Genomic DNA, 13846 nt, shown 5'->3' on the forward strand with positions numbered 1-13846 from the left:
ATATTTGCGCTAGGCTGGGCGCTGACGGGTTGGCGTCCTTGCGAGGAGCGTCGGCGACGAAGCAACCCAGGTGGGCGTAGAGCGCTACGCTGCTGGGTTGCTTCGCTGCGCTCGCACTGACAGTCCGTCCTTGCGAGGAGCGTCAGCGACGAAGCAACCTAGGGGGCGACAGAACGCTACGATCTGGGTTGCTTCGCTGCGCTCGCAATGACGATCCGTCATTGCGAGGAGCGTCGGCGACGAAGCAACCTAGGTGGGCGTAGAGCTCGACGCGCTGGGTTGCTTCGCTACGCTCGCAATGACGGATGAACGTCCTTGCGAGGAGCGTCGGCGACGAAGCAACCCAGGGGGCGTGGAGCGCTACGATCTGGGTTGCTTCGCTACGCTCGCAATGACGGTCCGTCATTGCGAGGAGCGTCAGCGACGAAGCAACCCAGGGGGGCGTGGAGCGCTACGATCTGGGTTGCTTCGCTGACGCTCGCAATGACGGGTGGGCGTAAAGCTCAACGCCCTGTGTTGCTTCGCTGCCGCTCGCTATAAGGACAGCCCCGTCACCACGTTTGAGCGGGTTCTTTCCGGCTGAGGCCGGTTGTCGCGACTGGAGGAATCACGATGGATCAGGACAGGCTGGCCGAGCTCAGGGCGCGCTATGCGGATGCGAGCGGCGCCGATATCCATAATCCGCGCTTCGCCAAGGTCGCCGCCGATCAGTTCAAGGGCGACAAGCGGAAATGGCCCTTCTCCGACGTCGCGACCTTCATCAGCGCGCCCTACCGCCCCGACGCGCTGACCAGCGCCGATCTCGGCGGGCTCGACGTCGCGATCATCGGCCTGCCCATGGATCTCGGCGTCACCAACCGCGCCGGCACGAGGCTCGGCCCGCGCGCGGTCCGCGCCATCGAGCGGATGGGGCCGATGGATCATGCGATGGGCACCGCGCCCTTCGGCATGGTCAAGGCCGCCGATATCGGCGACGTCCCCTTCCGCTCGCGCTATTCCCTGGAAAGCTGCCACGAGGATATCGAGGCCACCTTCAAGACCATCGTCGGCGCCGGCGTCTCGCCGCTCGCGGTCGGTGGCGACCATTCGATCACGCTGCCGATCCTCAAGGCCGTCGGCGCGAAACGGCCGGTCGGCATGGTGCATATCGATGCGCATTGCGATACCTCAGGCCCTTATGAGGGCTCGAAATTCCATCATGGCGGGCCCTTCCGCCAGGCGGTTCTGGAAGGCGTGCTCGACCCGGCCCGCGTCATCCAGATCGGCATTCGCGGCGGTGCCGAATATCTCTGGGAATTCTCCTATGAATCCGGGATGACCGTGATCCATGCCGACGAGGTCGATGCGATGGGGCTGCCGGCGGTGATCGCCAAGGCGCTTTCGGTGATCGGCGACGGGCCGACCTATGTCTCCTTCGACGTCGATTCGCTCGATCCGGCCTTCGCGCCCGGCACCGGCACGCCCGAGGTCGGCGGGCTGACGCCGCGCGAGGCGCTTTCCATCCTGCGCGGCCTCAAAGGACGCGACATCGTCGGCGCCGACGTCGTCGAGATCGCGCCGCAATACGACGCCACCAGCAACACCGCCCATTGCGCCGCGCAGGTGCTGTTCACCGAACTCTGCCTGATCGCGGAGGCGCGGGCCCTGGGCAAGGGCCGGCCGTGAAGCGCCGGATTCAGCTCGACGCCATCGACCGCCGGATCGTCGCGATCCTGCTGCGGCAGGGGCGCATCACCAACCAGGCGCTGTCGGAACAGGTCGGCCTCTCCGCGCGGCCCTGCCTGGAGAGGGTCCGCAAGCTGGAGGCGTCCGGGCTGATCCGCGGCTATCACGCCAGCCTGGCGCCCGAACTCGCCGGCCATGCCGTCACGGCCTTCGCCCAGCTCGCGCTGCGCGACCATTCGATCGGCCGCCGCGAGGGGGTGGAGAAGGTGCTGCGCGCCTGCCCCAATGTGGTGGAGCTGCATGTCGTCAGCGGCGAGGCGGATTATCTCGCGCGCATCGTCGCGGATTCCCTGGCGGAATATGAGGAGATGACCGGTGCCTGGCTGACCGACAGCCATCTCGGCATCGCCCGCATCGCCACCACCTTCGTGCTCAAGCCGCTGAAGGAGTTCGACGGCTACCCGCTGGCGGAACCGTGACGGGCGAGACCGCCAGCCAGATCATGTGCCTGGCGCCGCGGCCGCGCCCGGCGCGCACCGGCTTCTCCTCGACGGCAAACCCGGCCCGGCGCAGCCTTTGCGTGAAGCCGCGGTCCGGCCCCTGCGACCAGACGGCCAGCACGCCGCCCGGCTGCAACGCCGCCCGCGCCGCCGCCAGCCCGGCCTCGCCATAGAGCTGGTCATTGGCGGGGATGGTCAGCCCGTCGGGGCCATTATCGACATCGAGCAGGATCGCGTCATAGAAGCCGGCGCCGGCCCGCATCACCGCCGAGACATCACCGATGACGAGCGCCACCCGCCGATCGTCCAGGCTGCCGGCGAAGACCTCCGCCATCGGCCCCCGCGCCCAGTCCGCGACCTGCGGCACCAGCTCCGCCACCTCGACCCGCGCCGAAGCGGGCAGCGCCGCCAGCGCCGCGCGCAAGGTGAACCCCATGCCCAGCCCGCCGATCAGCATCCGGGGCTGCGGGCGCTCCGCCAGTCGCGCGCAGCTCAGCGTCGCCAGCGCCTCCTCCGAGCCGCTGAGCCGGCTGTTCATCAGCTCGTTGCTGCCGAGCATGATCGAGAATTCGCCGCCACGCCGCTTCAGCCGCAACTCTCCGCCACCCGGCAGCCTCGCCGTATCGAGAAGGGTCCAGGGGATCACGCGCGCGCTCCGTAGGAGAAGGCGGCCGCTGTATCACGCCGCCCCTCCGCACGACAGGGACCTTCCTTCGCCGAACGACAGAAAACGGCAGCCAAACGACAGCTTCTGCTGTGCGCCGCCCGGCGTCGCATCAGCTTCGGCCTGTCTTCTTCGCCTATGCTCGGGGGAAACAGGGAGGACGCCATGAATTCGATCGAGCGCGAGCGCGCTGTCTGCGCCCAGAACTACGCGCCCCTGCCCATCATGCTGGAGCGCGGGGAGGGGGTCTGGCTGAGCGACACCGCCGGCGTGAAGCGGCTGGACATGATGAGCGGCTATTCCGCCGTCAGCCTCGGCCATGGCCATCCCCGCATTCTCGCGGTGCTGAGCGAGCAGGCGGCGCGCCTCGCCGTCACCAGCCGCGCCTTCCATTGCGCGCCGCTCGCGCCCTTCCTCGAAAAGCTCTGCGCCGTCTCCGGCATGGCGATGGCACTGCCGATGAACACCGGCGCGGAAGCGGTCGAGACCGCGATCAAGGCGGCGCGGCGCTGGGGTCACCGGGTCAAGCGCATCCCGGATGGCGAGGCCCGGATCATCGTCGCCGACGGCAATTTCCACGGCCGCACCACCACCATCATCGGCTTCTCCAGCGAGCCGAGCTATCGCGACGGCTTCGGCCCCTTCGCGCCCGGCTTCGACAGGGTGCCCTTCGGCGATATCGCCGCGATCGAACACGCGATCACGCCGCAGACCGCCGCGGTGATGATCGAGCCGATCCAGGGCGAGGCCGGGATCGTGATGCCGCCGGCAGGCTATCTCGCGCAGCTGCGCCGGCTCTGCGACAGGCATCATGTGCTGCTGATCCTGGACGAGGTCCAGTCCGGCCTCGGCCGCACCGGACGCTGGTTCGCGCATCAGCACGAATCGATCCTGCCCGACGGGCTGATCGTCGGGAAGGCTCTGGGCGGCGGCGTCTACCCCGTCTCCGCCTTCCTCGCCTCGCGCGAGGTGATGCAGGTCTTCGATCCCGGCTCCCATGGCTCCACCTTCGGTGGCAACGCGCTGGCGGCGGCGATCGGGCTCGAGGCCCTCCGCGTGATCGAGGAGGAGCGCCTGGTCGAGCGCTCGGCCGAGGAGGGCGCCTATCTCAAGGCGCGGCTGGCGGCGATGACGGCGGGGCTCGCCCGCGAGGTCCGTGGAATCGGCCTCTGGGTCGGCGTCGACATCGATCCCGCCGTCGCGGAGGCGAAGAGCATCGTCGCCGATCTCGCCCAGGCCGGCGTGCTGACCAAGGAAACCCATGAGACGGTGATCCGCTTCGCGCCGCCGCTGACGATCAGCCGCGAGGAGATCGATTGGGGATTGGCGCGCTGCGAAACCGTCTTCGCCGCGATCCGCGCCGCATCGGGCCGCCGGGCCGCGTGAGCCTCGGCGCCGACATGTTCGAAAACGACAGTGAACTCAGTGGCTTGGGCTGCCGCTTCCGTGGGCCGCCGCGCTCACAAAAGCCGCATCACCCTACTTGCGCTGCGGAAGGGACTTGCCCAATCTGTCAGTAGCATCCGTACCGGTCCAACGAGCCCGGACGGTCAACGCGTGGGAGGTATCATGAAGGGTTTCGTCAAGTTGTTTGCGGCCGCGGCCTTGACCGTCGCCGGTGTCGGCCTCGCCGGCGTCACGGGCGCGCTGGCCCAGGCCAAGGAGTGGAAGGAAATCCGGATCGGCACCGAGGGCGCCTATCCCCCCTTCAACAACCTCAACGCCAAGAAGGAACTCGAGGGTTTCGAGATCGACTACGCCAACATGCTCTGCGAGAAGATGAAGGTGAAGTGCACCTGGGTCGTCCAGGATTGGGACGGCATCATCCCGGCGCTGCTCGCCAATAAATACGACATCATCATCGCCGGCATGAACGCCACCGACGAGCGCAAGAAGCGGGTCGATTTCACCGCCATCTACACCAAGACGCCGATCTGGATCATCGGCCCGAAATCCACCACCTCGACCGATTTCTCGCCGGCGGCGCTGAAGGGCAAGTCGATCGGCTTGCAGGGCTCGACCATCCACGCCAATTACGTCGAGAAGGCCTATAAGGATTCGACCGCTCGCCCCTATCCCACCCAGGAAGAGGCCAATCTCGATCTGCTGAACGGCCGCCTCGACTACATCGTCGCGGATTCGCTGGCGCTCGACGATTTCCTGCAGGGCAAGGGCAAGGATTGCTGCAAGAAGATCGGCGAGATCACCCGCGATCCCGAGATCCACGGCCCCGGCGTCGGCGGTGCGGTGCGCAAGGAGGACACGGCGCTGAAGGCGATGTTCGACAAGGCGATCGCCGAATCCCTGGCCGATGGCTCGCACAAGAAGGTCGCCGACAAGTACTTCAAGTTCCCGGTCATGTGATCGACCCGGCCCGACCGGCCGGCGCCGCGCGCGCCGGCCGGCTGCCTGTTCCTCCGGTCCGGCGGGTTCATGTTCGACAAATTCGCTCTGCTCGGCTTCGGGCCCGGCGGCTGGGGCCTCGCCCTGCTGCAGGGCGCCGGCATCACCATTTCCATCGCCCTGGCGACTTTGCCCTTCGGGCTGCTGCTCGGCCTGGTCGTGGCGCTCGGCGCCCGCTCCCGCAAGCCTGTCCCGCGCTGGCTCGCCACCGTCTACACGACGGTGTTCCGCGGCGTTCCCGAGCTGCTGACGCTCTACATCATCTATTTCGGCGTGCAGATCCTGCTGCAGAAGCTCTGGGCCGCGATCGGCCTGCCCGGCGCCTTCTCGATGCCGCCCTTCGTCGCCGGCATGATCGCGCTCGGCGTCGTGCTCTCGGCCTTTTCCAGCGAGGTCTGGGTCGGCGCGTTGAACTCCATCCCCAAGGGACAGCGCGAGGCCGCGGCGGCGCTCGGCCTCTCCGCCTGGCAGAGTTTCCGCCTGGTCGTCTTCCCGCAATTGCTGCGCGTCGCCCTGCCGGGGCTCGGCAATAACTGGATGGTGCTGCTGAAGGAGACCTCGCTGGTCTCGGTCATCACGCTGCCCGACATCATGTTCATCACCACCCGCGCCAATGTCGCCACCAAGGAGCCCTTCCTGTTCTTCGGCGCGGCGATGGCGATCTATCTGTTCTTCTCGCTGGTCTCCGCCTGGGGCATCGGCCGGATGGAGGCGCGCGCCAATCGCGGCATAGCCGCTTTCGGAGGCGCGACGCGATGAGCTGGTGCGAGCAACCGGGCTATTGGCTTGGCAGCGAGGTCCTGCAGAACTATGGCTGCCGCATGGCCACCGGCCTCTGGATCACGGTCCAGATGGTGGTGATCTCGGTGGTGCTGGGCTTCATCCTGGCCTGCGCCCTCGCCATAGCGCGGCTCTACGGGCCACGCTGGGCGCAGCGCGCCATCTCCTTCTACACCACCTTCTTCCGCGGCACCCCGCTGCTCTGCCAGCTCTTCCTGATCTATTACGGGCTCGGCCAGTTCCGCCCCTTCTGGCAGGATGTCGGTCTCTGGTGGTTCTTCCGCGAGCCCTTCTATTGCGCGGTCTTCGCCTTCACCATCAACACGGCGGCCTATCAGGCCGAGATCCTGCGCGGCGCGATCCAGTCGATTCCGCGCGGCCAGTTCGAGGGCGCGCTGTCGCTCGGCCTGCACCGCTGGGCGACCCTGCGCCATGTAATCATGCCCCAGGCGATGATCCTGGCTCTGCGCCCGCTGGGCAACGAGCTGATCGTGATGATCAAATCCAGCGCTCTGGCCTCGCTGGTGACGCTCTATGACCTGATGGGCGCGACCAAGATGGCCTTCGCCCGCTCCTTCGATCTCAGCATCTATCTCTACGCCGCCCTGATCTACCTGCTGATGGTCGAGCTCATCCGCCGGGTCTGGGATCGGATGGAGTTGCGGCTGACCCGGCACATGGTCCTGCGCTGAGGCGGCGCGCCCTTCCCAGCCGCGCCGCCGCGGGCTAAGCCCATGACCGCGAATTGCAAACCAGCTGCGGAGCGGAACATGACCAAAGTCGCCTTCATCGGTCTCGGCGTGATGGGCTATCCCATGGCCGGCCATCTCAAGGCCAAGGGCCATGACGTCACCGTCTACAACCGCAACCCGGCCAAGGCGCAGGCCTGGGTGGCGCAGCATGGCGGGACATCGGCACCGACGCCGGCCGATGCCGCGCGCGGCCAGGAGATCGTTTTCGCCTGCGTCGGCAATGACGATGATCTGCGCTCGGTGACCTTGGGCGAGACCGGTGCCTTCGCCGGCATGGAGAAGGGCGCGATCTTCGTCGATCACACCACGGCCTCGGCCGGTGTGGCGCGCGAGCTCGATGCGGCGGCGACGGCGGGTGGGTTCGGCTTCGTCGACGCCCCGGTCTCCGGCGGCCAGGCCGGCGCCGAGAACGGTGTGCTGACCGTGATGTGCGGCGGCGCCCCCGAGATCTATGCCCGGGCCGAGCCGGCCATCGCCGCCTTCGCCCGCATGTGCAAGCTGATGGGGCCGGCCGGCTCCGGCCAGCTCACCAAGATGGTCAACCAGATCTGCATCGCCGGGCTGGTCCAGGGCCTCTCCGAGGGCATCCATTTCGCCAAGCGCGCCGGGCTCGATGTCGAGGCGATGCTCGAGGTGATCTCGAAGGGCGCCGCCGGCTCCTGGCAGATGGATAATCGCGGCAAGACGATGAATGCCGGCAAGTTCGATTTCGGCTTCGCCGTCGACTGGATGCGCAAGGACCTCGGCATCGTGCTGGAGGAGGCCCGCCGCAACGGCGCGCAGCTACCGGTCACGGCGCTGGTGGACCAGTTCTACGCCGAAGTCCAGAAGATGGGCGGGCGCCGCTGGGACACCTCGAGCCTGATCGCCCGCCTGGAGGAATGAGCCGTCATTGCGAGTGTGAGCGGAGCAGTTGCTCCTCGCAATGACGAGCCGTCATTGCGAGCGTAGCGAAGCAACCCAGCTCGTAGCGCTCCACGTCCCCCTGGGTTGCTTCGTCGCTATCGCTCCTCGCAATGACGCCCACCCGTCATTGCGAGCGTTAGCGAAGCAATCCAGCTCATAGCGCTCCCCGCCCCCCCTGGGTTGCTTCGTCGCTTGCGCTCCTCGCAAAGACGCCCACCCGTCATTGCGAGCGCAGCGAAGCAACCCAGAATCGTAGCGCTCTACGTCCCCCTGGGTTGCTTCGTCGCTGACGCTCCTCGCAATGACGCCCACCCGTCATTGCGAGCGTGAGCGAAGCAACCCAGCATCGTAGCGCTTCACGCCCCCCTGGGTTGCTTCGTCGCTTGCGCTCCTCGCAAAGACGCTCATCCGTCATTGCGAGCGTAGCGAAGCAACCCAGCTCGTTGAGCTTTGTCGCCCCCTGGGTTGCTTCGTCGCTGACGCTCCTCGCAATGACGGATACCTGTCATTGCGAGCGTAGCGAAGCAACCCAGCCTCATAGCGCTCTGTCGCCTCCTGGGTTGCTTCGTTCGCTGACGCTCCTCGCAAGGACGTCCCCAACGCCCCTCGCAATAACGACCGAGCGTCACAAAGCCAGCTCCTCATACAGATCGCGCCAGGTCGGGTTCATCGCTTCGATCAGGGCCAGCTTGCGGACTCGCGACCCGGCCTTGATCTGCTTTTCGCGAGCGATCGCCTCGTCCATGCGCGGATGCCGCTCATACCAGACCAGCCATTTGCAATTGTAGCGCTGGCTGAAACCCGTCCACGCTCCCGTGCGATGCTGCCAGACGCGCCGCGACAGATCCGACGTGACGCCGGTATAGAGCGTGCCGTTGCGACGGCTCGACATGATGTAAACAGCCGGTTCGCGCATGGCGGCAGTCTGCCGAACCGTGACGACACCTGCGTGACCGTGACCGTCATTGCGAGCGTGAGCGAAGCAAGCCAGGTTGTTGAGCTCTACGCCCCCTGGGTTGCTTCGTCGCTATCGCTCCTCGCAAGGACGCCCCCGTCATTGCGAGCGTAGCGAAGCAACCCAGAGCGTCGAGCTCCACGGCCCCCTGGGTTGCTTCGTCGCTCCGCTCCTCGCAATGACGCTGATCCGTCTTTGCGAGCGCAGCGAAGCAACCCAAGATCGTAGCGCTCCACGCCCCCTGGGTTGCTTCGTCGCTGACGCTCCTCGCAATGACGCCAACCCGTCATTGCGAGCGTTAGCGAAGCAACCCAGCTCGTTGAGCTCTACGGCCCCCTGGGTTGCTTCGTCGCTGACGCTCCTCGCAATGACGGTGAGGGCGTCATTGCGAGCGTAGCGAAGCAAGCCAGCGCGTCGAGCTCCACGCCCCCCTGGGTTGCTTCGTCGCCGACGCTCCTCGCAAGGACGCCCGACCTTCAAGAACGCCCGCGCCACAAAAAAGACCCCGGATCGCTCCGGGGCCTTCATCGTCTCACGGCTCAGTTGAGGTTGAGCTTGGGTGGTTCGTCGAGGTTCAGGCCCGGGAGCCCGCCGCCGCCGCCCGGTGCGCCGAAGCCCGGGATCTGGATCGAGTCGAACTGCTTGTCGATCGCCTTCTGGTCGAGCTGCACGGCCGAGGCTTTGTAGTGCATCACCATCTGCGGGAAGATGATGACCAGCGCCACCATGATGCACTGGATCACCACGAACGGCACCGCGCCCCAATAGATCTGCCCGGTGGTGACCGGCTCCATCTGCTTGCCGGTGACCTTGTCGCGATAGACGTGCTTGGGCGCGACGGAGCGCAGGTAGAACAGCGCGAAGCCGAAGGGCGGGTGCATGAACGAGGTCTGCATGTTCACGCCCAGGATGACGCCGAACCAGATCAGGTCGATGCCGAGCTTCTCGGCGGCGGGGCCGAGCAGCGGCACGATGATGAAGGCGAGCTCGAAGAAATCGAGGAAGAACGCCAGCAGGAACACCATCACGTTGACGACGACCAGGAAGCCGGTCGCGCCGCCGGGCAGGCCGATCAGCAGATGCTCCACCCAGATATGGCCGTTGACGCCGTAGAAGGTCAGCGAGAACACCCGCGCGCCCACCAGGATGAACAGCACGAAGGCCGAGAGCTTGGCGGTCGATTCCGTCGCCTGCCGCAGCAGGTCGAAGCTGAGACGGCGCTTGCCCAGCGCCAGCAGGATCGCGCCGGCCGCGCCCATGGCGCCGCCTTCGGTGGGGGTCGCGAGGCCGATGAAGATCGTGCCCAGCACCAGGAAGATCAGCGCCAGCGGCGGCACCATCACGAACACCACCTGCTCGGCCATGCGCGACAGCAGGTTGAGCCTCAGCACCTTGTTCAGGATGGCGATGACGAAGGAGACGCCGACCGCGATCGACATGGTCAGCACCACGAAATCGGCGCCCGCCTTCACCGTGGTGAACAGCTTCATATAGGCATAGGCGAGGCCGAAGGAGATCACCGTGATCACCAGCAGCGAGAAGCGGCGGGTCTGCCCGTCCGCATCGCGCAGCGTCTGCGCCTCGGGCGGCAGCCCCGGCGCGCGCTGCGGATAGATCATCGTCACCAGGAAGACGTAGCCGGCATACATCGCCGAAAGCACGAGGCCCGGGATGAAGGCGCCCTCATACATGTCGCCGACCGAACGGCCGAGCTGGTCGGCCAGCACGATCAGCACCAGCGAGGGCGGGATGATCTGGGCGAGCGTTCCCGAGGCGGCGATGACGCCGGAGGCGAGCCGCCGGTCATAGCCGTAGCGCAGCATGATCGGCAGCGAGATCAGGCCCATCGAGATGACGGAGGCCGCGACGACGCCGGTGGTGGCGGCGAGCAGCGCGCCGACGAAGATGACGGCATAGGCGAGGCCGCCGCGGATCGGCCCGAACAGCTGGCCGATCGTGTCGAGCAGATCCTCCGCCATGCCCGAGCGCTCCAGCACCAGCCCCATGAAGGTGAAGAACGGGATCGCCAGCAGCACGTCGTTGTTCATCGTGCCGTAGATGCGCTCCGGCATCGCCTGCAGGAAATTCTCCTGGAACAGGCCGAGCTCGATGCCGATGATCGCGAAGAGCAGGCCGTTGGCGGCCAGCGCGAAGGCGACGGGGTAGCCGAGCAGCAGGAACACCACGAGCGCGGCGAACATCACCGGCGCCATGTTGGCGCGCACGAAATCGCCGACCGCCGCATGGGCCTCGCCGGTATGCAGGGTGAAGAAGGCTGCCGCGGTCACGGCGAGCAGCAGGCCGGCGACACGCGCGAGGCGGAAAGCGGTCATGGAGGGGGTCCGGACGTCGTTCGAGTTACGCGGGTTGTCGGAAGGCGCTGCGGCTGGCCGCTTCGTCACGGGGCCAGGCCCTGGGCCTTGGCGACGTCGAGCAGGCGCTGCGCCTCGGCCTCCGCCGCCGCCGCATGGCCGCGCAGCGTCTCTTCATCGTCGAGCTGTCCGCGCATGATCGCGATCTGCTTGATGATCTCCGACACGCCCTGGAAGGTCAGCATCACGAAGCCGATCACCACCAGCCCCTTGGCCGGCCATTGCGCCAGCCCGCCCGCCGACAGCGACTGCTCGTTGATCGCGTAGGAGCGGACGAAGAACGGCCAGGAGTGATAGACCATCAGCAGGCAGAACGGCATCAGGAACAGGGTGTGGCCGATCAGGTCGATCCAGCGCTGCACCGAGCGGGGCAGCAGGCTGTTCACGATGTCGATGCGGATATGCTCCTTCACCTGCAGCGTCCAGGCGGCGCACATCAGGAACACCGCGCCGAACAACATCCATTGCAGCTCGAGCCAGGCGTTGGACGAGACGTTGAAGAGCTTGCGGATAATCGCGTTGACCGTGGCGACGATGACGGCCAGCAGGATCAGCCATGCGATCTTCTTGCCGATCTGGCTGTTCACCGCGTCGATGACACGGCTGATCTTGAGCAATCCTTGCACGAATATCCCTCCGCGTGACCGTCTGCGAGACGGATGCGCGCCTTGCATGCGAGCTATGCCGCGCTGTTATACGAAGGCTCGGACCAGCACAAGATTTCGCGAGCGGCTGCCCACCGATTCAATTGCTGCTTTTTTGACCCTCGAAACGCAACACGGCCAGCCCGATGCAGGTCAGCAGCCACATCAGCACCACCAGCGACGGCGCCCAGAGCGTAACCAGCCAGCCGATCAGCACGGTGCCCAGCGCGCCGGAGCCGAGCTGCAGCGCCCCCATCAATCCCGCTGCGGAACCGGCGAGGTCCGGCCGGGCCGAGAGGGCGGCGGCGGTCGCGCCCGGGATCGTCATGCCATTGCCGACGGCGTTGAGCACCAGGGGCAGGAACAGCGTCAGCGGCGTCCAATAGGGGCTGAGCGCCAGAGCGAGCGCGATCGTCATGCCGGCGCAGGAGATCACCAGCCCGATGCGCACCAGCCGCCGCGTGCCATAGGTCATCGCGATCCGCGACATCAGGAAGTTGCCGACCATGTAGCCGAAGGCGGTCATGATGAAATAGGTGCCGTAGACATCCGGCCCCCGACCCATCGTCTCCACCACGACATAGGGCGCCGCCGCGACGAAGGAGAAGAAGGCGGCCGAGGTCATCGCCAGCGCGATCACGTTGGTGACGAAGCCGCTGTCGCGGATCAGCGCCGGGAAGGCGCTGAACACCCCCAGCAGCGAGCTGCGCCGGCCGAGATGGGGCGCGGTCTCCGGCAGTTTCGCCAGCGTCAGCAGCAGCACGACCACGCCGACCGCGGTCATGAACCAGAAGATGGCGCGCCAGCCGGCCAGTGTCTCGATCTGCCCGCCGAGATAGGGCGCCAGCATCGGCGCCACCACCATCACCATGGTGACGCTGGCGATCTGGCTGGCCGCCTGGTCGCGGCTGGCCGTGTCGCGGATGATCGCCCGCGACAGCGCGAAGGCGATGCCGGAGCCGGCCCCTTCCAGGATCCGCGCCAAGAGCAGCACCGCGGTGGTGTCGGACAGCGCGCCCAACACCGATCCGGCGACGAAGAGCGCGATGCCGGCATTGACGCAGGGCCTGCGGCCAAACCGGTCCGAGAGCGGGCCGATGATCAGCTGCATCACCGCGACCGCCACCAGAAAAAGGGTCAACGTCAGTTGGATCGCGGCGTAGCTCGTCTGGAAATGCCGGGCCAGGGTGGGTGTCGAGGGCGCGAGCAGGTTGAGCGCGATCGGCTGCAGCGTCGAGATCGCGACCAGGATCAGCAGCGTCGGGCGGGGTTTCGCCGGTGTCTCGGTCACGGCGCCGGTCCGGCTGTCGGCTTCAGCCGCGAATCCGGCCGGACCCGTTGCCTGTGCATCGTGTAGAGGCCGGCGCCGACGATCAGCCCGATGCCCGCGAAGGAGAGCGCGTCCGGCACGTCGCCCCAGACCAGATAGCCGCCGATCAGGGCGAAGATCACCACCGCATAGCGATAGCCGGCGACGACCCCGACATCGGTGTTGCGGAAAGAGCCGACGATGAAGAAGCTGCCCGAGGCGACGAGCACCGCGGCCACCGCGAGATAGACCGTCTCCAGCCGCCAGACCGGCTGCCACACTTCGAGGCTGCCGAAGATGGCGGCGACGATGCCGACGATCACCGTCGTGGTCAGCGAGATCACGGTGGTCGGGACGGTGGCATGGATGCGGCGGGTGGTGAGGTCGCGCGCCGCCACCAGCACGGCGCTGATCAGCGCGACGATCGCCGCCGGGCTGAACCCTTCCGCCGTGGGGCGCACCACGAGCAGGACGCCGGCGAAACCGACCAGGATGGCGAGGGTGCGGCGCCAGCCCACCGTCTCGATCCGCAACGCCACCGCCATCACCACCAGGATGATCGGCGTCGCCAGCACGATCGCCGTGATGTTTGCCAGCGGCAGCAGGCCGAGCGACCAGATGAAGGTCAGCGCCACGCCGGCTTCGATGATCCCGCGCAGCAGCAGGATCGGCCTCAGCCCCATCAGCAGCTTGTCGCCGTCGCGCAGCGCATAGACCATGGCGAGCCCGACGATGACGGCGAAGCCGGTGCGGATCGCGATCGCCTGGCCGGCGGGGAACACCTCGCGCGCCAGTTTCATCAACACGTCGTTGCAGACGAACAGCAGCATCGCCACGAGCGTGTAGATGATGCCGCGTCGGTTATCGGCTGCGCTGGCCAAGGGGCTTGTCCTGTC

General features: G+C 66.9%; 13 protein-coding genes. 7 read left to right on the forward strand and 6 right to left on the reverse strand.

Annotated elements, in window-relative coordinates:
• Positions 1-606: 606 nt before the first annotated feature.
• A complete protein-coding gene (gene speB / locus ASG72_RS17915; protein ID WP_200939976.1) occupies positions 607-1665 on the forward strand; it encodes an agmatinase in 1059 nt (352 codons plus the stop codon).
• Complete coding sequence (locus ASG72_RS17920; protein WP_056715351.1) at positions 1662-2144, forward strand: Lrp/AsnC family transcriptional regulator; 483 nt, start codon at positions 1662-1664, stop codon at positions 2142-2144. The genes speB and ASG72_RS17920 overlap by 4 nt, the downstream gene beginning before the upstream one ends.
• Here ASG72_RS17920 and ASG72_RS17925 read toward each other — a convergent pair.
• On the reverse strand, positions 2098-2811 hold the full coding sequence (locus ASG72_RS17925; protein ID WP_056715354.1) for a hypothetical protein: 714 nt from the start codon (positions 2809-2811) through the stop codon (positions 2098-2100). The genes ASG72_RS17920 and ASG72_RS17925 overlap by 47 nt on opposite strands.
• A 183-nt stretch (positions 2812-2994) precedes the next feature.
• Between ASG72_RS17925 and rocD the strand changes: the two genes are divergently transcribed.
• From rocD to ASG72_RS17950, 5 genes are all read left to right on the forward strand, one after another.
• Positions 2995-4215, forward strand: a complete 1221-nt coding sequence (gene rocD, locus ASG72_RS17930) for an ornithine--oxo-acid transaminase (protein WP_056715582.1) — start codon at positions 2995-2997, stop codon at positions 4213-4215.
• A 183-nt stretch (positions 4216-4398) separates the two neighbouring features.
• A complete protein-coding gene (locus ASG72_RS17935; RefSeq protein ID WP_056715357.1) occupies positions 4399-5193 on the forward strand; it encodes a transporter substrate-binding domain-containing protein in 795 nt (264 codons plus the stop codon).
• A gap of 69 nt (positions 5194-5262) precedes the next feature.
• Positions 5263-5991 (forward strand): ABC transporter permease subunit, encoded by a 729-nt coding sequence (locus ASG72_RS17940; RefSeq protein WP_056715360.1) that lies wholly within the window; start codon positions 5263-5265, stop codon positions 5989-5991.
• Positions 5988-6704 carry an ABC transporter permease gene (locus tag ASG72_RS17945; RefSeq protein WP_056715363.1) on the forward strand — a complete coding sequence of 239 codons (717 nt, stop codon included), beginning with the start codon at positions 5988-5990 and terminating at the stop codon, positions 6702-6704. The genes ASG72_RS17940 and ASG72_RS17945 overlap by 4 nt, the downstream gene beginning before the upstream one ends.
• A gap of 78 nt (positions 6705-6782) precedes the next feature.
• Positions 6783-7649 carry an NAD(P)-dependent oxidoreductase gene (locus ASG72_RS17950; protein ID WP_056715366.1) on the forward strand — a complete coding sequence of 289 codons (867 nt, stop codon included), beginning with the start codon at positions 6783-6785 and terminating at the stop codon, positions 7647-7649.
• 646 nt (positions 7650-8295) lie between these two features.
• Here the strand turns inward: ASG72_RS17950 and ASG72_RS17955 are convergent.
• The 5 genes from ASG72_RS17955 to ASG72_RS17975 form a co-directional block, all read right to left on the reverse strand.
• Complete coding sequence (locus ASG72_RS17955; RefSeq protein WP_056715368.1) at positions 8296-8586, reverse strand: GIY-YIG nuclease family protein; 291 nt, start codon at positions 8584-8586, stop codon at positions 8296-8298.
• A gap of 578 nt (positions 8587-9164) precedes the next feature.
• Entirely contained in the window at positions 9165-10838 is a 1674-nt protein-coding gene (locus ASG72_RS17960) for a TRAP transporter large permease subunit (RefSeq protein WP_056715585.1), read from the reverse strand.
• 185 nt (positions 10839-11023) lie between these two features.
• Positions 11024-11623, reverse strand: coding sequence for a TRAP transporter small permease subunit (locus ASG72_RS17965; RefSeq protein ID WP_056715371.1), 600 nt, complete (start codon positions 11621-11623; stop codon positions 11024-11026).
• Positions 11624-11741: 118 nt separating this feature from the next.
• Entirely contained in the window at positions 11742-12932 is a 1191-nt protein-coding gene (locus ASG72_RS17970) for a multidrug effflux MFS transporter (protein WP_056715375.1), read from the reverse strand.
• Complete coding sequence (locus ASG72_RS17975) at positions 12929-13831, reverse strand: DMT family transporter (protein ID WP_056715379.1); 903 nt, start codon at positions 13829-13831, stop codon at positions 12929-12931. The genes ASG72_RS17970 and ASG72_RS17975 overlap by 4 nt, the downstream gene beginning before the upstream one ends.
• Positions 13832-13846: the final 15 nt, after the last annotated feature.

Origin of the sequence: Allobosea sp. Leaf344 (assembly GCF_001426225.1) — a bacterium.
GTDB lineage: Bacteria > Pseudomonadota > Alphaproteobacteria > Rhizobiales > Beijerinckiaceae > Allobosea.